General features: G+C 59.9%; 14 protein-coding genes. 12 read left to right on the top strand and 2 right to left on the bottom strand.

What is annotated here, in order from left to right; all coding sequences use genetic code 11:
- Positions 1 to 10 precede the first annotated feature (10 nt).
- From ACQUSW_RS07210 to ACQUSW_RS07175, 8 genes are all read left to right on the top strand, one after another.
- A complete protein-coding gene (locus ACQUSW_RS07210) occupies positions 11 to 997 on the top strand; it encodes a carbohydrate ABC transporter permease (RefSeq protein ID WP_428931614.1) in 987 nt (328 codons plus the stop codon).
- Complete coding sequence (locus ACQUSW_RS07205; protein ID WP_428931613.1) at positions 997 to 1,950, top strand: carbohydrate ABC transporter permease; 954 nt, start codon at positions 997 to 999, stop codon at positions 1,948 to 1,950. Before ACQUSW_RS07210 ends, ACQUSW_RS07205 begins: the two co-directional genes overlap by 1 nt.
- Positions 1,951 to 2,132: 182 nt before the next feature.
- Positions 2,133 to 3,500 (top strand): extracellular solute-binding protein, encoded by a 1,368-nt coding sequence (locus ACQUSW_RS07200; protein ID WP_428931612.1) that lies wholly within the window; start codon positions 2,133 to 2,135, stop codon positions 3,498 to 3,500.
- Positions 3,501 to 3,587: 87 nt separating this feature from the next.
- Entirely contained in the window at positions 3,588 to 6,053 is a 2,466-nt protein-coding gene (locus tag ACQUSW_RS07195) for a glycoside hydrolase family 38 N-terminal domain-containing protein (protein WP_428931611.1), read from the top strand.
- Positions 6,054 to 6,169: 116 nt separating this feature from the next.
- Positions 6,170 to 8,032, top strand: coding sequence for a molecular chaperone DnaK (gene dnaK, locus ACQUSW_RS07190; protein WP_428931610.1), 1,863 nt, complete (start codon positions 6,170 to 6,172; stop codon positions 8,030 to 8,032).
- Between the two features lie 2 nt (positions 8,033 to 8,034).
- The gene (locus ACQUSW_RS07185) at positions 8,035 to 8,670 is read left to right on the top strand and encodes a nucleotide exchange factor GrpE (RefSeq protein WP_428931609.1); all 636 of its coding nucleotides are present in this window, start codon (positions 8,035 to 8,037) and stop codon (positions 8,668 to 8,670) included.
- Positions 8,671 to 8,684: 14 nt separating this feature from the next.
- Positions 8,685 to 9,674: a DnaJ C-terminal domain-containing protein gene (locus ACQUSW_RS07180; protein ID WP_428931608.1), complete on the top strand. Its 990-nt coding sequence runs from the start codon at positions 8,685 to 8,687 to the stop codon at positions 9,672 to 9,674.
- A gap of 49 nt (positions 9,675 to 9,723) precedes the next feature.
- Positions 9,724 to 10,164 (top strand): heat shock protein transcriptional repressor HspR, encoded by a 441-nt coding sequence (locus ACQUSW_RS07175; RefSeq protein ID WP_428931882.1) that lies wholly within the window; start codon positions 9,724 to 9,726, stop codon positions 10,162 to 10,164.
- A 6-nt stretch (positions 10,165 to 10,170) separates the two neighbouring features.
- On the opposite strand, the gene mgtE is transcribed toward ACQUSW_RS07175, so the two are convergent.
- Positions 10,171 to 11,520 (bottom strand): magnesium transporter, encoded by a 1,350-nt coding sequence (mgtE, locus tag ACQUSW_RS07170; protein WP_428931607.1) that lies wholly within the window; start codon positions 11,518 to 11,520, stop codon positions 10,171 to 10,173.
- Between the two features lie 521 nt (positions 11,521 to 12,041).
- Here mgtE and ACQUSW_RS07165 point away from each other — a divergent pair.
- From ACQUSW_RS07165 to ACQUSW_RS07155, 3 genes are all read left to right on the top strand, one after another.
- Complete coding sequence (locus ACQUSW_RS07165) at positions 12,042 to 14,537, top strand: GH116 family glycosyl-hydrolase (RefSeq protein ID WP_428931606.1); 2,496 nt, start codon at positions 12,042 to 12,044, stop codon at positions 14,535 to 14,537.
- A gap of 102 nt (positions 14,538 to 14,639) precedes the next feature.
- Entirely contained in the window at positions 14,640 to 15,620 is a 981-nt protein-coding gene (locus ACQUSW_RS07160) for a LacI family DNA-binding transcriptional regulator (RefSeq protein ID WP_428931605.1), read from the top strand.
- Between the two features lie 116 nt (positions 15,621 to 15,736).
- Positions 15,737 to 17,368, top strand: coding sequence for a fucose isomerase (locus ACQUSW_RS07155; protein WP_428931604.1), 1,632 nt, complete (start codon positions 15,737 to 15,739; stop codon positions 17,366 to 17,368).
- On the opposite strand, the gene ACQUSW_RS07150 is transcribed toward ACQUSW_RS07155, so the two are convergent.
- Positions 17,365 to 17,955, bottom strand: coding sequence for a hypothetical protein (locus ACQUSW_RS07150; RefSeq protein ID WP_428931603.1), 591 nt, complete (start codon positions 17,953 to 17,955; stop codon positions 17,365 to 17,367). The genes ACQUSW_RS07155 and ACQUSW_RS07150 overlap by 4 nt on opposite strands.
- Before the next feature lie 131 nt (positions 17,956 to 18,086).
- Between ACQUSW_RS07150 and ACQUSW_RS07145 the strand changes: the two genes are divergently transcribed.
- Positions 18,087 to 19,295 carry a glycosyltransferase gene (locus tag ACQUSW_RS07145; protein ID WP_428931602.1) on the top strand — a complete coding sequence of 403 codons (1,209 nt, stop codon included), beginning with the start codon at positions 18,087 to 18,089 and terminating at the stop codon, positions 19,293 to 19,295.
- Positions 19,296 to 19,297: the final 2 nt, after the last annotated feature.

Raw genomic sequence — 19,297 nt, 5'->3', positions numbered from 1 at the left:
AGGGGTCGCGATGACGCTGACTACCCGATCGAAACCGGCGACGGAGACCGAGACGCTGCTGCGGCCGCCCCGGCGTGGGCGACTCGGACGCAAGCCCCGTGATCGGTACGACAAGCGCGAGGCAATAGCGGGCTATCTATTCATTTCGCCGTGGATCATCGGTTTTATGATTTTCACTGCCGGTGCCATGGTCTACAGCCTCTATATCTCTTTTAGTAACTACAACCTGGCTACCAACACCGCGCGCCCGGTCGGCCTCGCCAACTATGCCAATCTTTTTGATGATCCCCGCGTAGGAAAATCGCTGGCCAACACACTGTTTTACGTGGTGATGGCTGTTCCTCTTGAGATCATCGTTGCCCTCGTGTTGGCGATGCTGCTGGCGCGCGTAGGGCGAGGAGCAGGGTTTTTTCGCACGGTTTACTATCTGCCCAAGATGACGCCGGCGGTCGCAACCGCATCGGTCTTCTTCTTGCTGCTCAACGGCAATACCGGCGCCGTCAACCAGTTCCTTCGTATCTTCGGCATACGCGGCCCGCAGTGGCTTGTTGACCCGGCCTGGGTGAAACCGAGCATTGTGATCATGACGTTGTGGGCGGTTGCCGGCACCATGGTGATTTTTTTGGCAGCGCTCAAGAATGTGCCCACTGAGCTGTATGAAGTGGCATCGATCGATGGTGCAGGGCCGGTGCGTAAGTTCTTCGCGATCACCCTGCCGATGATCTCGGGCGCCATGTTCTTTAACGTCATCGTGCTGTCGATCGCTGCGTTCCAAATTTTTGACCAGGCCTTTGTGCTCTTTTGGCGTGATCAGAGTAACGCCTCACCCGAGGCCTCGCTCTTCTATGCCATCTATCTCTTCCAACAGGCGTTCCGCCAGTTCAACTTCGGTTTTGCTGCCGCGATGGCCTGGTTGCTTTTCGTCATCATCATGATCATCACGGTCATTCAGGTGAAGTTCGGTAACCGATTCGTTTACTACGAAGGAGACCGTTGATGTCTACTCCCATGCAGCAGGTGCCACCGCAGACCCGCCCCGGCACCGATCCCGCCACCGTCGTGGTTACAGTGCCGCAGCGTTCGCGGTGGCGACGCAGCCTCAGCCAACCCAAAACTCTGGTGGGTCGGGTTGTGCTCGCCGCGATTCTGGTCGTTGTCAGCCTCGCGTTTCTGTATCCCTTCGCGTGGCTGCTAGCGGCAAGCCTGAAGCCACGCGGAGAAGTCTTTGACAACAAGCTCATTCCCAAAACGTTCATGCCCGAGAACTATCTTGAGGTGTGGAATCAGTTGCCGCTGCTGAGTTGGATGTGGAATAGCATTGCCATCGCGCTGCTGGCGGCAACGGCAGTCGCCATCTCGAGTTCTGTCGTCGCTTTTGGGTTTGCGTACTTTAAGTTCCCTGGCCGCGGACTGCTTTTTGGTCTGGTATTGGCGACCATGATGTTGCCGGGCGCCGTCACCATGATTCCGATCTATCTCATCTGGAAGCAGACGGGTCTACTTGGAACGTGGGTGCCACTGTGGGGTATGAACCTGTTTGGTTCGGCGTTTTATATATTCCTGCAGCGACAATTCTTCCTCGGGTTACCGCGGGAGCTGTTTGAAGCCGCGCGGCTCGATGGTGCCAGCTACTGGGGTATGTTCTGGCGCATCGCGATGCCACTATCTATTCCCTCGTTCGTCATTGTCTTCCTCTTCGAATTCCAGGCGAGCTGGAACAACCTGCAGGCGGCACTGATCTATTTGAATGCCGGTTCCGTTGATGAGTTCACGGCTCCGCTGGGAATCGCGTATGCCATGACAAAGTACAGTCCCACGGCGGGTGGTCATGGTGATTATCAATACGTCATGGTGGCGTCACTGATCGTGACTCTGCCGATGCTTCTCATGTTCGCGTTTGGCCAGCGCTACTTCATTGAGGGTGTGGCTACGCAGGGGCGAAAGGGATAGCTCCCACCAGAACTATGAGATCGATCCCTTAACAGAAAAGTTACAAACAAGTAAATTAGCGGCCTCAGCCCTTGCCTCCGCGGGAGTGCTCCTCTAAATTATGTGGGAAGGTTCCCACATCGGAGCCGCAACGGAGTTTGTTCGGCGGAGGCAATGAGGCCGCCCAATCGAAAGGTAGACACATGCGCAAGCGCATTTTAGGGATCGCCGCGCTCACAGCGGCGTCCGCCGTCGTGCTGAGCGGCTGCGGAGGTGGCGGAACCGGAGCAGACGTCGCCGACGACGTCGATTTTGGCGCCGAGCCCACCGGGGTATTAAACGCCTGGGGTTTCGAGAACGCCGACGACGTCGGTCAGTCTCGTCTCGACTTTGCCGAAGAGCAGTTGAGTGATCTTGATATCCAACTCGATGCAACGGCATTCGACTCGCAGAAGTTCACCGCCCGTCTCGCCAGCGGCGATGTTCCGGACGTCGTGCAGATGGACCGCCGCTATGTCACCACATATGCCGCGCAAGATCTGATCATGCCGCTCGACCAGTGCTTTGATGCCCAGGGTGTTTCACCGCGTGATCACTGGTATCCGTCGGTCATTGATGATGTGACCTATGAAGACGCAATCTGGGCGGTGCCGCAGTTCTATCAGCCGCCAGCAATCCTGCTCAATATGAAAGTGCTGAAAGAAGCCGGTGTGAGTGCCGACGACATCGACACATCAAAGCCCGATGTGCTTCTTGATGCCATTGGCAAGATGTACCAGGAGTCGGGCGGAGTGCCGACGCGCCTCGGTTTCGACCCGATGGCCACAGGACAAAGCGGTCTGTGGATTCTCGCGATGGGTGGCCAGCTCAACGACGACAAGGGTGCACCGACACTCGATGACCCGAGCAACGTCGCCGGTATTGAAATGCTCAAGAAGATCACCGACGCTCAGGGCGGCTACGCCGCGGTCAAGAGCATGACGGATGCCTTCGATACCTTCGGTGACGACAACCAGTACGTTGCTGGCCAGGTGGGTGCGCAGGTGAACGCACAGTGGTACCCCAACGTGCTTTCGCCGTACGTAGACGAGTTGGAATTGGCTGCCGTGCCATTCCGTAACTCCGATGGCGACGCTGTTTCTGTAGCATCCGGTACAGCGTTTGTTGTTCCGGTTTCGTCGAAGAACCCCGCCGCGGCGTGTGCCTGGATGATCAACCTGACCTCCGACGACGCGTGGATGGCTTCGGGTCAGGCCCGAGCAGAAACGCGCGAAGCAGACGGAGGCATTAACACCGGTCTGTTCACCGGATCACCGTCTGCCGATCAGGCGATTCGTGACAAATGGGTTATCGAGAGCGGCAACGTCGGTTTTGATCAGGTGATCGACACCTACTACGACGTGCTCGACTACGGACAGTCGTTTGGCTCTTCACCGGCGGGTCAAGAGATTCAAAACGAACTCAACAACGCAGTAACCGCTGCTCTCCTGGGCGATAAGACGCCTGAAGCAGCGCTGGCCGATGCGCAGCAGACGGCCATGCGCGCCTACGAAAACGCTGTAGGCCAGTAGTTCACAACCGCATTCCGCACAGGGCGGGTCGACAAATATCGGCCCGCCCTTTGCTCTGCACGGTCATCCGTCAGGAGGTTCCTCGCTATGCCTATTCGACAGATTCTTCTGCTTCCGCACACGCACCATGATGTCGGGTACACCAATAGCCCGCGCATCATCGACAACATGCATGCGCGAACAGTTGGTCGCGTGCTCGATCTTGCCGATGAATTTCCGGATGCCGGTGCCGAAACTTTCCGCTGGACATTTGAGGTCGCTCGCCCCGTACTGAAATACCTGCAGCGTGCTACTCCCGGTGACGTAGAACGGCTCGTCAACCATGTGCGTCGGGGGAGTATTGCCGTCACTGCCGGGTATCTGAATATGACGCAGCTCAATGACATCGCCGAATACGAAGCCGCATATGAGGCCCTCTCTGCCGTGCGTCAACAGGGCATTGCTGTGCGCACACAGCAGCACGGTGACGTCAATGGTCTGTCGTGGGGTGTGACCGACCTGATGCTCAATAGCGGAGTCGATCGGTTACTCATGGCACTCAACCCCGATCACGGCCGCCCTCCTTTGCGCCAGCCCAGTGGCTTCTGGTGGGAAACACCTTCGGGGCGTCGCGTATTCGTATGGCTGTCGACCCACTACGGATTCGGCGAAGAGTGGGGCATTGTCGACGGTGATGCCAACGCCGCCGAGCGCCACATTAGCGATTTCATTACCGAGCTCAATGGCCGCAACGACTATCCGTGGGAGACGGCGATCGTGCACGCCGGCAACGACAACCGCTGGCCGACAGCGCGCTTTCTTGAAGTGGTGCGGGTGTGGAACGAGCGGCATCCGGAACTACCCATGCGTACCGCCACGGTCGATGAAGCGCTGGACGAGATTCAGGCCGAGCGGCACGAGCTTCCGGTGTTGCGAGGTGAGTGGGCCGACTGGTGGGCGCACGGTCATGGGTCGACCGCGCGAGAGGTTGCGGTGTATCGCGAAGCACGCACGTTCGCCCACGCGGCACGGGCGACGCTGTCGCTCGCGCGACTCGCCGCGAGCACGGCGCAACCGGCATTTGATGTGCTGGGGTATCGCCGAGGGCCTGTGCGGCACCGTACCGACCACGAGGTTGCCGAAACTATGGCGCATATCGACGAGCAGTTGCTTCTTTATGGAGAGCACACGTGGGGCAGTTGGGAAACCTATTCGCAGCCGCACTCGACGTTCAACCACTCGCATCACAACGCCACATCGGCGTTTGCTTATGCCGCCTATGACCATGCGCGCGATCTCGCAATTGAGGGCTGGTTTCGCTACGTCCACTCCCATTCGCCCGTCGACCCAACCATGGGCGCAGAAATCGGCGGCGATATCGTCGTCATTAATCCCACCGCAACTGCTCGGCGCGAACTCCTTGACGTCGAGGTAGCGGGCAAGCGGCGCGCCCGCGTTCTTGCTGATGTTGGCGCTTTCTCTGTCGCTGCTCTTCCGTCACCGCCTATCGCGGAGGCGCAGGAGGTGCGCGGCGCAGTGGATGCCGGAAGATACCGAGTGCTCGTTGATCCCGCTACCGGTGGAGTGCGGTCGATTATCGACACCGTGAGCGGTCGAGAAATTATTGACCAGAGCAGTAGCGCCGGGCTGGGTGCGGTCGTTGATGAGCGGGTGCAGCGCGGCTCGCAGCATCCGATGATCACCACATCGCCCAAGCTTTTTCATCCCGACCACCCCGGCCCCGAGTTTGACTACGAAACAGCGCGGGGAACAGGGCCCGTGACACGGCGCTACGCAGCCGGTGTTACCGAGATTGAATGGACAACGACGGCGAAAGACTTTCCGGCCATCACATCGACGCTACTCATCGCGGATGACTCCGAAGACATTGAGCTGCTCGTCGCGATCGACAAGCCCGTGCGCAGGGCACCGGAGAGCGTTTTTGTTGCCTTTCCTTTTGCTGTTGCACAACCAACGTTTGTGCTCGAAACAGCGGGTGCCGTGTTTCATGCCGACACCGAACAGCTGCCCGACACGAGCAAAGACTGGTATTCCATTCAGCACGCGATCGGTGTCGCGGCCGACGGTGATGCAGGAATACTGTGGGGCTCATTCGACGCGCCACTCGTGCAGGTCGGCGGCTTTTACACCGGTATGTGGGCGCGCGAGCACGTGCGCACGGCCGGTCATATCAACAGTTGGCTGGCAAACAATCTGCACTTTACAAACTTTCAGGCTAAGCAAGAGATCACGCGAACGTTTCGCTATCGCTTCCGGCCCGCCACGACGGTAACGGCTACCGACGTTCTTCGCTGGGCCAGTAGCATCCGGATGCCGCTGCAGGCCCGTCACATGGCTCATCAGCCTGCGCGCTTGCCCGAGCCGCCACTGACGGTGACTCCTGCCGATAGCGTGGTTGCCGAACTGAGTCCGATAGCCGAGGGTGTGCGGGTTCGGCTGCGGAACGTGACCGAGCGCACCGTGCATGCCGAGGTGCGCCACGCCAGCGGTGAAGTGGTAACGGCGGTGGTTCCGGCCCGCCAATCCGCCGATGTGAATCTAAAGTTGAGCTAGCTCGTATCAACTTTCTTGACAGCCTCAGAAGTTCGGCGTACCCTTGAGTCATCGCGGCTCAGGTTTGGGTCGCTCCGCAGACTTCTATCATCAGGCTTCAACAGAAGGAGAATCACATGGCACGTGCAGTAGGTATTGACCTCGGAACCACCAACTCCGTCGTCAGCGTTCTCGAGGGTGGCGAACCCAAAGTTATCGCCAACGCCGAGGGCTTCCGCACAACCCCGTCTATCGTCGCATTCACCAAAGACGGCGAAGTGCTCGTCGGTGAATCGGCCAAGCGTCAGGCTGTCGCCAACGTTGACCGCACCATCTCTTCCGTCAAGCGTCACATGGGTACTGACTGGAACACCGAAATCGACGGCAAGAAGTGGACCCCGCAAGAGATCTCTGCACGTATTCTGCAGAAGCTCAAGCGCGACGCCGAGTCATACCTCGGTGACACCGTCACCGACGCCGTGATCACTGTCCCGGCGTACTTCAACGACGCCGAGCGTCAGGCAACAAAAGAGGCCGGCGAAATTGCCGGGCTCAACGTTCTGCGCATTATTAACGAGCCCACTGCCGCAGCACTGGCATACGGCCTGGACAAGGGTAAAGAAGACGAGCTCATCCTCGTCTTCGACCTCGGTGGCGGCACCTTCGACGTCTCGCTGCTCGAGGTGGGTAAAGACGACGACTTCTCAACCATTCAGGTTCGCGCAACCGCCGGCGACAACCGACTCGGTGGCGACGACTGGGACGACCGCGTTGTTGAATACCTCAGCAAGCAGTTCAAAGACACCACGGGTGTCGACGTCTCCGGCGACAAGATCGCCCTGCAGCGTCTGAAAGAAGCAGCCGAGCAGGCCAAGAAAGAGCTCTCGAGCTCCACGAGCACATCGATCAACCTGCCCTACCTGTCGCTGACCGAATCGGGCCCCGTCTCGCTGAGCGAAACGCTCACGCGCGCCAAGTTCGAAGACCTCACAAAAGACCTCATCGCACGCACCAAGAAGCCGTTCGAAGACGTCATCCGCGAGGCCGGCGTGAAGGTCTCTGAGATCGCTCACGTTGTGCTGGTCGGTGGCTCCACCCGGATGCCTGCGGTTGCTGAGCTTGTGAAGGGCGAGACCGGTCGCGATGCCAACAAGGGCGTCAACCCCGACGAGGTCGTTGCCGTCGGTGCAGCCCTGCAGGCCGGCGTGCTGAAGGGTGAGCGTAAAGACGTTCTGCTCATCGACGTCACCCCGCTGAGCCTTGGTATTGAAACCAAGGGCGGCATTATGACCAAGCTCATCGAGCGCAACACCGCTATCCCCACCAAGCGCAGCGAAACCTTCACCACCGCCGACGACAACCAGCCGTCGGTGGCGATCCAGGTGTTCCAGGGTGAGCGTGAGTTCACCCGCGACAACAAGCCGCTGGGCACCTTCGAACTGACCGGCATTGCTCCTGCTCCCCGCGGCCTGCCGCAGATCGAAGTCACCTTCGATATCGACGCGAACGGTATCGTTCACGTCTCGGCGAAAGACAAGGGCACCGGTAAGGAACAGTCGATGACCATCACCGGCGGCTCTTCACTGGCGAAGGAAGACATCGAGCGCATGGTGCGCGAAGCAGAAGAGCACGCCGAAGAAGACAAGAAGCGTCGCGAAGCTGCCGACACCCGCAACCAGGCAGAGACCCTGGCCTACTCGATTGAAAAACTCATCAACGAAAACGATGAGAAGCTGCCCGACGACGTGAAAGACAGTGTCAAGGCAGACGTCGATGCACTGAAGACCGCGCTCGCCGGAGACGACGACGATGCAGTCAAGACTGCATTCGACAAGCTCAACGAGAGCCAGGCCAAACTGGGTGAGGCTATCTACGCTTCAGCACAGTCGGAGGCAGCAGAGAACGCTGAATCGGCAAGCACTGATGAGGGCACAGAGGCAGCATCTGATGAAGATGTTGTTGACGCCGAGGTTGTTGAAGACGAAGACGAAAGCAAGTAACCATGGGTGACAAAAACTTCGACGAACCGCTGGGCGACGACCAGCAACCGGACGTCGGAGCGTCAGGCGAAGGGTCGGAGGCGCAAGCCCCCGGCCCCGCGCCCGACCCGGCATCTGGTGCGGCTGACGCCGAGGCAGGCAACGACGAACTGACAGTAGAAGACATTCTTGCCGCAGCCGAAAAGGGTGAAGCAGAGGGCGATGACGCAGCGCTTGTCGATGCCGAGAACGCACTTCTGTACGACCTGAAGCGCCTGCAGGCCGAATATGCCAACTATCGTCGACGCACAGAAGAGCAGCGTGGGATCGAAATTGAACGAGCCAAGGGTGAAGCAGCCAAAGGACTGCTGCCGGTGCTCGACGACCTCGCCCGCGCCGATCAGCACGGCGATCTGGTCGAGGGATCAGCCTTTGCTGTTATCGCCGAGAAGGTGCGCAACCTGGTCGAAAAGCTCGGAGTTGTTGCCTATGGCGCAGCGGGCGAAGACTTTGACCCGCAACACCATGAAGCAATCTTTCAGCAGCCCACACCGGGCGCCGAAAAAGCAACCATCATTGAGGTTGTTGAAGTTGGCTACCGTCTGGGGACGGTGGAACTGCGGCCTGCGAAGGTTGTCGTTGCCGTTCCCGCCGACTAGCGGGGAGGTGGTGCATGGCCAGCCAAGATTGGTTCGATAAAGACTTCTATCAGATGCTCGGGGTGTCAAAAGACGTCACCGATGCCGACCTGAAGAAGACCTATCGCAAACTTGCCCGCAAGTATCATCCCGATTCCAACCCCGGAGACACGAAGGCGGAAGCGAAGTTCAAAGAAATTAGCGAAGCATATTCGGTGCTGTCCGATAAAGATCAGCGCGCCGAATATGACCAGATCCGTGCCATGGGTTCGGGTGCTCGCTTCACCGCGGGTGACAGCGCTGGTGGCGGTGGCTTCGAAGATGTCTTCAGCATGTTTAACCGGGGGCGCGGAGGTGGCACGACAGCCGACTTCGACGACATCTTTGCCATGTTCAACCAGGGCGGCGGCTCGTCGTTCGGGTCGGGCCGGTTTGGGCAACCAACCGGCGGCTTTCGTGGCTTCGGTGGCCCTCAAAAGGGCGCCGACGTCACGGCTCGCACGACCCTCGACTTCGTTACCGCTGTTCGCGGCGACACCGTCACCCTGCAGGGCGAAGACGGTAAACCGATCAAGATCAAAATTCCTGCGGGAGTGGCCGACGGGCAAAAGATCCGTCTTCCTGGCCGCGGGCGTCCCTCGCCCGACGGCGGAGAAAACGGTGACATCGTCGTGTCAGTAACAGTTCGCCCGCACCCGGTCTTCACTCGTGAGGGGCTGAATCTGCGCGTTCTCGTACCGGTGACGTTTACGGAAGCGGTACTGGGCGCAACAATCGAAGTCCCCACGCTGGGTGGTGGCCCGGTCAAACTGAAAGTTGCTCCTGGCACACCGTCGGGGCGCGTATTGCGTGTGAAGGGGCGCGGGGTGTCGACCAAAAAGGGCAAGGGCGATCTGCTGGCTCAGTTAGAGGTCGCTGTTCCTGCACACCTTGACCCTGCGGCGCGAGAGGCGTTGGAAAAGTTCCAAGAACTGGAGCCTAAAGAGAACCCGCGCGACGAACTGCTCAACAAGGCCAACGCGTAGAGCGGCCGTATCGCACGAGACAATGGCTATGACGAAGGGGTAGAAAGTGATGAATAATCCAGATCCGGATGCCCCGGTATTTGCCATCGCCATTGCTGCAGAGCTCACCGGTATGCACCCGCAAACACTGCGCCAGTATGACCGGATCGGCCTGGTGGTTCCGGGACGCACCCGGGGTGGTTCGAGGCGCTACTCGGTGCGTAACGTTGAACAGTTGCGTGAGGTCGCACAGATGTCGGCCGAAGGCATGAGCCTTCCGGCCATCGCCCGCCTATTAGAACTCGAGAATGAGGTGCGGCGGCTGCGTCGACACGTGAGCGAGCTCGAGGGTGAACTGCGTGCCGAGAGGTCGAACCGCCCTGGTGTGCGTGTGTTTGCCGCCGGTGCAACCGGCCAGGTTATTCCCGTCGGCCACGGCCGCCGGATTCGTCGCTCGACCGACATTGTGCTGTGGCGGCCCCGCATCATTTCGGATGATGCGGGGCAGTAGCCACGTCTAGATTCCCAGCACAGTCTTTGCAATAAAGAAGTAGATGATGAGTCCTGTTGCATCGACGAACGTAGAGATGAACGGGTTCGAGAACACTGCGGGGTCGACCCGGATGGCGCGCGCGGCCAGCGGCATGATGCCACCGATGGTGGCAGCCACCGTACATACGGCGACGAGCGTGAGCCCGATAACCGCACCGATGTCCCAGCCGTAGATGAGCCCGGCTATGCCGAAGCCGACGACTCCGAGCGATAAGCCCAGCAGGAATCCCACGCGTAATTCGCGCGAGAGTACGAGAAGCACATCACGGGGTCGTACTTCGTCGAGGGCGAGTGCCCGCGTCACAGTTGTTGCCGCCTGGTTTCCTGTGTTGCCACCGGTTCCGATCAGTAGCGGCACGAAGAGTGCAAGGGCAGTGAGTTCGGTCAGGGTTGCTTCGAAGTGTGCGAGCACCTGCACGGTGAGTGTTGCACCGATCGCAAGCACGTACAGCCATACGACCCGTGAGCGCATGAGTCGGTTGACGGGCGTTGACAGGTAGGGGCGCGACAGCGGCTCAACACCACCCTGACGGGCGACGTCTTCTGTCACTTCTTGTTTCAGAATCTTTGCCGCGTCGTCGAGCGTGAGGATTCCTACGAGCCTTTGCTCGCTGTCGACGATGGGTAACACCAGCACGCCAAGGTCAGTACATACGCGGGCGGCCGACTCGGCGTCAGTATTGGCGGTGACGGCGCGCACGTCTTTCATGATGTCGCCGATAACCGCGTCATCGTCGTTGGCCATGAGGTCGCGCAGGCTGACTATGCCGACGACTTTTCTTCCGTGGTCGGTCACCGGAAGTGTGTAGATCGTTTCGGCGTCGTCGAGTCGTGTGCGTACGCGCTGCATGGTCTGGCCGACAGTGAGCGTGGGGTGCGTGGAAACGAACTCGGGGCTCATACGGCGACCCACGGAGTCTTGCGGGTAGCCGAGTACGGCAGCCGTCATTTCGCGTTCGCGTACCGGCAGCCCTCGCAGCAGGCGTGGTGCGACCGATGCGGGCAGTTCATCGAGCAACCACACGCGGTCATCGGGGTCGAGGTCGGCGAATACTGCCGCGACCTCGGTGTCTTGCAGCACGTGAACCAGGTCACCCTGCACAGCGGGGGCGAGTGCTTCAAACACCGCCAGCGCGCGGTCTTTTGTCAGTAGACGAAAAAGAACAGCGCCCTGGCGGGGGTTGAGGCGTTCAAGGGCCGATACAACTTCATGGGGGTCGAGTGTGCCGAGCGTGCGTGAAGCTTCTACCAGGTCGTTACGGGAGAGGCTCTGGGCAAGATCAGCGACGACATCAGTGAGCTCTTGAGTGGTCATAAAAGCGCTCCTTCCTCGGCGCGGAGGCCGATACCGGAACGCCGAAGCGTTACCGGAGGAATGGGAATGCGGACGGGCGAAGGCGCCGGAACCGAAATTGCGCCACCAGATATTCACGAGTGTTCACGCACAAAGCGTGAACAGTGATGATCAGGCGATCAGACGAAGCTCGTCAAGGCGGAGGCAAAGGCGGTGTCCGGCTCGGGACTGCGACTGTCACCGTTCATTCGTGCACCACCTCGCAATCTGGGGTTCTGGCCACGAGAAAGTGGCAAAAGAAGGTGCTTCTCGCGATAAGAAGCACATCGTCAAGCCTAGTAGTCAGAGCGCGGGCGTGGCAACACGAGGTGTGTTATGTGGAGATTAATCGTGCATCTTGTGCCTGAAATCGATTTCGCATACGGTGGCACATGCTGATCATCGATGATCGCATTATGACCGGTACCCGATGGCGCGCCGGCCGCGTAACGCCTGCTCGTTACCGCGTGCGGTGAAGGCTGTGCTGGAGAAAGTAGAGATAAGTGACCGACATTTTGCAGCAGTCATTGGCTCACACCGATGTGCCCGCCCTTGCTATGCCGGTGGGAGGCATCGGTACGGGAGGCTTTGCTATTAACGCCGACGCATCTCTTCGGCAGTGGCAACTTCATAGTGTTCCCAATCACCGAGGCGCCCTTCCTGGCACTGGCTTCTGGTTGCGCCTGACGCAAATTGAGCCACCGCTGGATGTCGTATCGATGGTACAAGCGCACCCAGTCGATGACCCGAAGGCACCGCTGACAACCGACGCCCATGTGCCTTCATGGATGACCGACGCCGGTAACCATGTGAGCTTCTTTGAATCTGCTCAGTTCAGTGGAACCTATCCGATTGCAGAGGTTTCTCTGAGCGATAGTCGGCACCCGCTGCAGATAACGATGCGCGCACTGAATCCGATGGTTCCCGGTGACGTCGACGTTAGTGGTGTGCCGACGGGAATGTTTGAATTTACGCTGCACAACACCAGCGACATCGCTGTGCACGGAACACTGGCAGGCTCACTGCTGAATGCCGTCGGATGGGACGGCATAACGCCTATCTCATCGTCGACTCCCGGACTGGGCGGAAACGTCAACCGCCTGCGGCGAGCGCATGGCTGGTCGCAGGTTGTTATGGACAACCCCACACTCGATGAGAGTCATCCACTTGCGGGGCAAATGGTGATCAGCGCCGATGACCCCCGCGCGGCCGTTCTTACCCGGTGCAGTGGTATTGAACACCTCACCGCTTTTTTGGAATCCCGGGCCCTCAACAACGGAGTGCCGCGTTTAGATATTGCCCCGACGGTAGGTGACCCTCAGCTGAACGCGCCCTCGTCGGGCCAGGGCCCGAGCCCCCAGGGCCAATCGTGGCTTGGGGTTGTGGGTGTGCCTTTCTGGATTGAACCCGGTGAGAGCAGAAGCATCCGGTTCTCTTTTGCCTGGCACTTTCCTAACCGGATGGTCGATATTGAGCAGTTTGGCGGCTCACGCCCCGAATGGGGGTCGACGAAGTTCTATCTCGGTAATGCCTACGCGCTGCGCTTTGCCGATGCCGTAGCGGTGAGCGACGCTGTGGCAGCACAGTGGAGCGACCTTGTTCGCCGCACCTCGCGGTGGACGACCAACCTGGTGTCGTCGAGTTTGAGCCCCGACGAAACCGATCGATTGGCAGCGCAGGCAGCGTACGTGCGAAGCCCAACCTGTTTTATCGGCGCCGATGGTCGCTTCTACGGCTACGAGGGGTCGCTGGGGGCATCAACAACCATGTGGTCGGGTCAGTTCGGTGGCTCGTGCCCCATGAACTGCACGCACGTGTGGCAGTACGAAGCAGCGCTTGCGGGGCTGTGGCCACAGCTAGAAAGAAATATGCGCGACACCGAACTGGAGGTCATGCAGAATCCGGATGGCTCTATTCCGCACCGCCTGCGGGTTCCTGCCTACCTTCCGCAAATGGGATATGGCATCGGCGGGCCGGAAGAACCCGCACTGGATGGCATGCTCGCGACGATCGTGAAGAGTCTGCGCGATGTGCAACGCGGCGCAGGCTTGCCCTGGCTTGAGCAACACTGGCCTGCTCTGCTGAAGCTGTACCACCACATTGCGCAACGGTGGGACGCCGATGGCGACGGCGTTCTGCGGGGCATTCAGCCCAGCACACACGATATTGACCTTGCCGGAGTGAACTCTTTTATGGGGTCGTTGTGGCTGGCGGCACTGCGGGCGCTAGAAGAAATGGCCCGCCTCGTGGGCGACGCCGATACCGCTGATGAAGCGCGCGATCGTTTCTTGCGTGGTTCTGTTGCGTATGACGAGTTGCTCTTTGATGGCACGCACTATGTGCAAAAACTCGACGAGGGTGACCCGACCGATTACCAGTGGATGACCGGGGTGCTCAGCGACCAGGTGATTGGGCAATGGTGGGCCCATCAGTTGGGTCTTGGTTACATCCTGCCGAAGGAGCATGTGCGCAGCGCACTTCGTCACGTTGTGGCGATGAACCTGCGCCATGGCTTCGATACGTTTGAACACCCGTACCGTGTGTACGCCGATGCCGCTGATGACAGTGGCCTGCTGATGTGTTCGTGGCCCGAGGGTGGCCGCCCTGCGGTGCCTACGCGTTACGCAGACGAAGTATGGACCGGCATTGAATGGCAGGTCGCTGCGCACTGCCTGTTTGAAGGCCTCATCGATGAAGGCGAAGCCATTCTGCATGCGATGTGGAAGCGGCACGATGGGCGTCGTCGTAACCCGTACAACGAGATCGAATGCGGTGACCATTATGCCCGGGCCATGGCGGGATGGACCACGCTGCAGGCGCTGTCGGGGGTGCGGGTCGATCACGCGGCTGGCGTCATCGTGGTCGACAAGCCAGGGCGCTGGCCTTGGGTGGGTGCGCGTGGTTACGGCTGGGTCGACGTCAGTGACGACGGTATCCGGATGCACGCTGTGGAAGGCGTTGCCGACCTTGCGCCCGTGCGAATGACGGCCCGTGAGTAAAGTGGTGCGATAAAGCGCTGAACGACGCGCCGCCGTTGATCGGATCACTGCGGAATGGAACCGATTTCGTCGCGGTAGAGTTTGCGAAAGGAAGGGAGACCCGTGGCGACGATTTATGACGTTGCGGCGTTAGCCGGTGTTTCGCCAGCGACGGTTTCGCGTGTTTTCAATGGGGCAGGGGTCTCGCCAGAAAAGGCTACGGCCGTGCGACAAGCGGCAGCGCAGCTGGCGTTTACTCCTAACCGCACCGCGCGCTCGCTGCGCCGCCAGAGTTCGGAGGTCATCGGACTGATCATCCCGGATATCGAGAACCCGTACTTTACCGAGATGGCTCGTGGCGTAGAAGACGTGGCCAGTGAAGCCGGGTATTCGGTTGTGTTGTGTAACTCCGACGCGCAGGTTGAGAAAGAGGCGACCTACCTGCGCATCGCCGTGGCAGAACACATGTCGGGTGTGATCTTGGCCGCAGCATCAGACAAAACGCAGTTGGATGACATTCTGGCAACCGGTCGCCCGGTCGTGGCGGTCGACCGTACAACGGGATACGACATCGATGGTGTCGTTATGGCTAACCGCGATGCGGGGCGTATGGCCACGGCGCACTTGCTAAAGAACTACCAGCGCGTGGCCTACATCGGTGGCCCGGAACATATTGAGACCTCGACCGACCGTGCCGAGGGCTGGCGGTTGGCGCATCGTCAGGCTGGGATTGCCGAACCCGATGACCTGCTGCGTTTTTCTTCTTTTCGCGTCGACGGTGGCCGGGCGGTGATGGAAGATTTGCTTGCACTGGCCGAACCGCCCGATGCCGTTGTTGCCGGTAACAACCTCATTGGCGTGGGAGCCATTCAGGTTCTCACCGAGCACGACCTCACCCCACCCAAGATTGGTGTATCTGTTGTGGGTGGCTTGCCCTTCACCACTCTTTCACCCAGTGCCGTGACGGTGGTGCGGTTGCCTGCTCGGCATATGGGGGTTACCGCTGCACGCATGCTGCTGGAGCGCATTCGCGGCGATGACCAGCCTGCGCGAACGGTTGTGCTTCGCAACGAGGTGCAGGCAGCCTCGCCGGTTGTGGGTTAGAGCGGGTTGCGGTTTGCCGACGATCTGTGTGCACACGCTTGCCTTATGAAATCGATTTCGTCTAATCTGGCATAACGCACTCTGGCATTACGCGATGACGCTTTCGGAGGAACCCCATGTCGTACACACTGCCCACACCCGCTGCACGGCCGAGCAGCGCACCTCAGACGGCCTATCTCATCGCTTCAGGCGACCTGCGTGAGTCGGCAAACGTTGCCGGATGGCCCACACAGGTCGAGCTTGAGCAGGGTGTTACCGGTGTGCTCAACGATCTGGGGTGGCAGGTTATTCGCGCCAATGAGGTCGATCCGGCCACGGGGCACGGCTTTATTTCGAGTCAGCGCATGGGGCTTGAGGTGTTTAAGAACATTCCCACTGATGCGCCGCTGATTGTGGCCGAAGCTGTGTGGCAGTACTCCCACCACGTCTTGGCTGGTTTGCGCACGCATGAGGGGCCTATCCTTACCGTCGCGAACTTTGCCGGCGATTGGCCGGGCTTGGTCGGCCTCCTGGGCCTCAACGCGGGCCTGACGAAGATGAACAAGCCGTACTCGACGATTTGGTCGGTCGACTTTACCGACGACTGGTTTATTCGCGGCATCCGGGAGTGGACCGAGACGGGCACGATCACGCACGATGCCTCGCATGTTCGCCCACTGCCCGAGTTGCCCGACAGCCCCGAAAAGCAGTTGGGTGAGGCGCTGGCGGCAGAGCTTGTGGCTGATAAAGCCATCGTGGGTGTCTTTGACGAGGGCTGCATGGGCATGTACAACGCCATCTTCGATGACGAACTGCTCAACCCCACCGGTATTTATAAAGAGCGGTTGTCGCAGTCGGCCCTGTACGCCGAAATGCTGCAGGTTCCGGATGCCGAAGCCGATGCCGCGTACGAATGGTTGACCGATCGCGGAATGACGTTCCGCTACGGCGACGATGCCGCCACAGAACTCACGCGCGACCAGGTGCAGTGGCAGCTAAAAATGTATATCGCAGCAATGCGTATTGCCGATGACTTTGGGCTCGATGCTGTGGGTATTCAATACCAGCAGGGGTTGAAAGACCTGGTCCCGGCATCGGACCTCGCCGAAGGAATTTTGAACTCGACCGAGCGCCCGCCCGTCTTTTCGCGCGATGGGAGCCGTGAGCTCTATGCGGGCCGCGCGCTACCGCACTTTAACGAGGCCGATGAGGGTGTTGCTGTCGACGCGCTGGTGACTGACCGGGTGTGGCGGGCGATGGGCCTTGTGCCCGACAACACCCTGCACGACGTGCGCTGGGGCGAACAGTTTGGTGACGATTTTGTGTGGGTGTACGAGATTTCGGGTTCGGTGCCCGCCTCGCACCTGGGCGGTTGGCAGAATGCCGAAGGATGGCGTCAGGGACACGTGTTCTTCCCTGCCGGTGGCGCCACCATTAACGGGGTATCGCGCCCGGGCGAAATCGTTTTGAGTCGTGTCTATATTGCCGAGGGCATTGTGCAGGCCGACATTTTTCGGGCGTCGGTTGTCGAGCTGCCCGAAGAAGAAACCCTGCGCCGTAAAAACGCCACAAACCCTGAATGGCCCATTGCGCACGTCGTGTTGCACGGTATTACCCGCGATCAGTTCATGGCCCGTCATAAGGCCAACCATGCACAGCTGGTTTATGCTCCGGATGCCGAGACGGCAGACAAAGCACTGATTGCTAAGGCGGCGATGTTCGCGGGCATGGGAATCACGGTGCACGTGGCCGGCGACGTGAACGTTTAGGCCGGGTCGATCCGCAGCACGCCGGGAGTTTCTCCCACAGTCGTGTCGTCGACACGGCGGAGGGTGCGGGCCAGGTCGTCGAGGTGCGGAACAATCGTGCCGAAACGTTCCCGATCGGGGCAGATGGCCTGCAGGGTGACAAGGTGCGTACCGGTGTCCCACGTGTACATCACAAAGGGTGGCGTGTGCGGCTCGGGCGGCAGCGGCATGACGAGCCGCTCACCGGTGCCCAAATAGGGGTTACGAAACTCTTCTGTGTCGTCGTACTCCATGGGCATCGTGGCACGCGCAGCCCGCACCTGTGGCGTGAGCTGCTGGGCGCTGGCCATAGCGACCACCAGTTCGGGTTCTTCTTTCCATGTCCACACCAGCACGCGCCCGTCGGCTTTACGCATCAGCAGCGGTGCCGCCTGGCTGAGCGCCCACGCTGCCGCACGCGAGCCCTGCCGTGGTTCGGCGCCGACGGCAGTGTTGGCTTGGCCCAGCAGCATCCGGATGGCTGCTTTGCGGTGCCGGCGCCCTTTCCAGCCCAATGATTCTGTAACAGGAATCCACTGGTGCGGGTTGGCGTCGGCAGTTAATCGCATGGTTACACCGTAGGTGAGACAGGCGGCGTGAAGCCGAGAATTTATGCAGATCGCTCGGGTAAAGTGTGTTCGGCCCCAACAGGCCCATGACTGTCGGCGACCCTATCCGGGTCAAGAATAGAGCAGGCTCCGTGACTTCATCTGACGAAGTATCTCCGCGTTCCGAGAGTGCACGTCCGCTAACAATTCTTATCGGATGCGACACTTTTGCGCCCGATATTAATGGTGCGGCGCGGTTTGCCGAACGCCTTGCGGCAGGACTTGTGCAGCGCGGTCACCGGGTGCATGTTGTTGCGCCCAACCAGGCATGGCGGCGGGCCAAAGCGCACACCGAAGTGATTGAGGGCGAGCCGATGACCCTGCACCGGCTACCATCGCTGCGGTGGTTGCCGCATGATTGGCTGCGTTTTGTGTTGCCGTGGCGGTCGAAATATTATGCCCGGCGCGTCCTTAAAGAGGTTCAGCCTGATGTGGTGCACATTCAGTCGCACATTGTTATTGGGCGCGGGCTTTCGCGTATCGCGCACGAGCGCGGCATTCCCGTTATTGCTACCAACCATGTGATGGCAGAGAACATTCTCGACCACACTCTGCTGCCCGATCGGGTGAACGCATGGATGACGGGTGCTGCGTGGGCGGATGCTCTGCGTACATTCCGGCTCACGCGGGCCGTGACAACACCCACCCGTCGTGCCGCTGATTTTCTTGAAAAGACGCTCGGTATTACCGGTGTTGTTCCTATCAGCTGCGGTATTGATCGCAGCAACTATCGCCCGGTTATTGGTGCCCGCGAACACAACCGCATGATTTTTGTGGGTCGGTTGACCGCCGAGAAGCAGATTGAAGTGGCGTTGCAGGCGCTCGCGCAACTTGACCCCGAACTCATGGTGAGTTTTGACATTGTGGGTGGGGGAGACCAGCGCCGCAATCTCGAACTGCTCACCCAGCAGCTGGGGTTGAGTGATCGCGTCACTTTTCACGGCCGCATCTCGGATGAACAGTTGCGTGCCCTGTATTCGCGGGCCTCGGTTTTTGTGATCGCTTCGATCGCCGAACTGCAGTCGATTGCCACCATGGAAGCTATGGCGTCGGCGTTGCCGATTGTTGCCGCCGATGCGGTGGCGCTGCCGCACCTTGTTGCCGACGGTGAGAACGGCTACCTCTTCCCTCCCGGTGATGCCGTGGCGCTCGCCGACCGTATTACGCGCGTGCTTACCGCCACCCCCGACGACTATGAGCGCATGCAGCAGGCGTCGCTCGACGGTGTTGCTGTGCACGACATCGATCGCACGCTGCGCACTTTCGAGGCGCTGTACCGCGACGAACCGCTACCGGAGTAGCC

The sequence above is a fragment of the Microbacterium luticellae genome (genome assembly GCF_050408645.1).
Classification (GTDB): Bacteria; Actinomycetota; Actinomycetes; order Actinomycetales; family Microbacteriaceae; genus Microbacterium.
Note: the sequence above shows the minus strand (reverse complement) of the source record. Positions and strands in the feature narration are given on the sequence as shown.

Excerpts from the sequence above, each read along its gene's own strand:
- ACQUSW_RS07210 (WP_428931614.1), top strand. The coding sequence starts at position 11 with ATGACGCTGACTACCCGATCGAAACCGGCGACGGAGACCGAGACGCTG.
- ACQUSW_RS07205 (WP_428931613.1), top strand. The coding sequence starts at position 997 with ATGTCTACTCCCATGCAGCAGGTGCCACCGCAGACCCGCCCCGGCACC.
- ACQUSW_RS07200 (WP_428931612.1), top strand. The coding sequence starts at position 2,133 with ATGCGCAAGCGCATTTTAGGGATCGCCGCGCTCACAGCGGCGTCCGCC.
- ACQUSW_RS07195 (WP_428931611.1), top strand. The coding sequence starts at position 3,588 with ATGCCTATTCGACAGATTCTTCTGCTTCCGCACACGCACCATGATGTC.
- dnaK (WP_428931610.1), top strand. The coding sequence starts at position 6,170 with ATGGCACGTGCAGTAGGTATTGACCTCGGAACCACCAACTCCGTCGTC.
- ACQUSW_RS07185 (WP_428931609.1), top strand. The coding sequence starts at position 8,035 with ATGGGTGACAAAAACTTCGACGAACCGCTGGGCGACGACCAGCAACCG.
- ACQUSW_RS07180 (WP_428931608.1), top strand. The coding sequence starts at position 8,685 with ATGGCCAGCCAAGATTGGTTCGATAAAGACTTCTATCAGATGCTCGGG.
- ACQUSW_RS07175 (WP_428931882.1), top strand. The coding sequence starts at position 9,724 with ATGAATAATCCAGATCCGGATGCCCCGGTATTTGCCATCGCCATTGCT.
- mgtE (WP_428931607.1), bottom strand. The coding sequence starts at position 11,520 with ATGACCACTCAAGAGCTCACTGATGTCGTCGCTGATCTTGCCCAGAGC.
- ACQUSW_RS07155 (WP_428931604.1), top strand. The coding sequence starts at position 15,737 with ATGTCGTACACACTGCCCACACCCGCTGCACGGCCGAGCAGCGCACCT.
- ACQUSW_RS07150 (WP_428931603.1), bottom strand. The coding sequence starts at position 17,955 with ATGCGATTAACTGCCGACGCCAACCCGCACCAGTGGATTCCTGTTACA.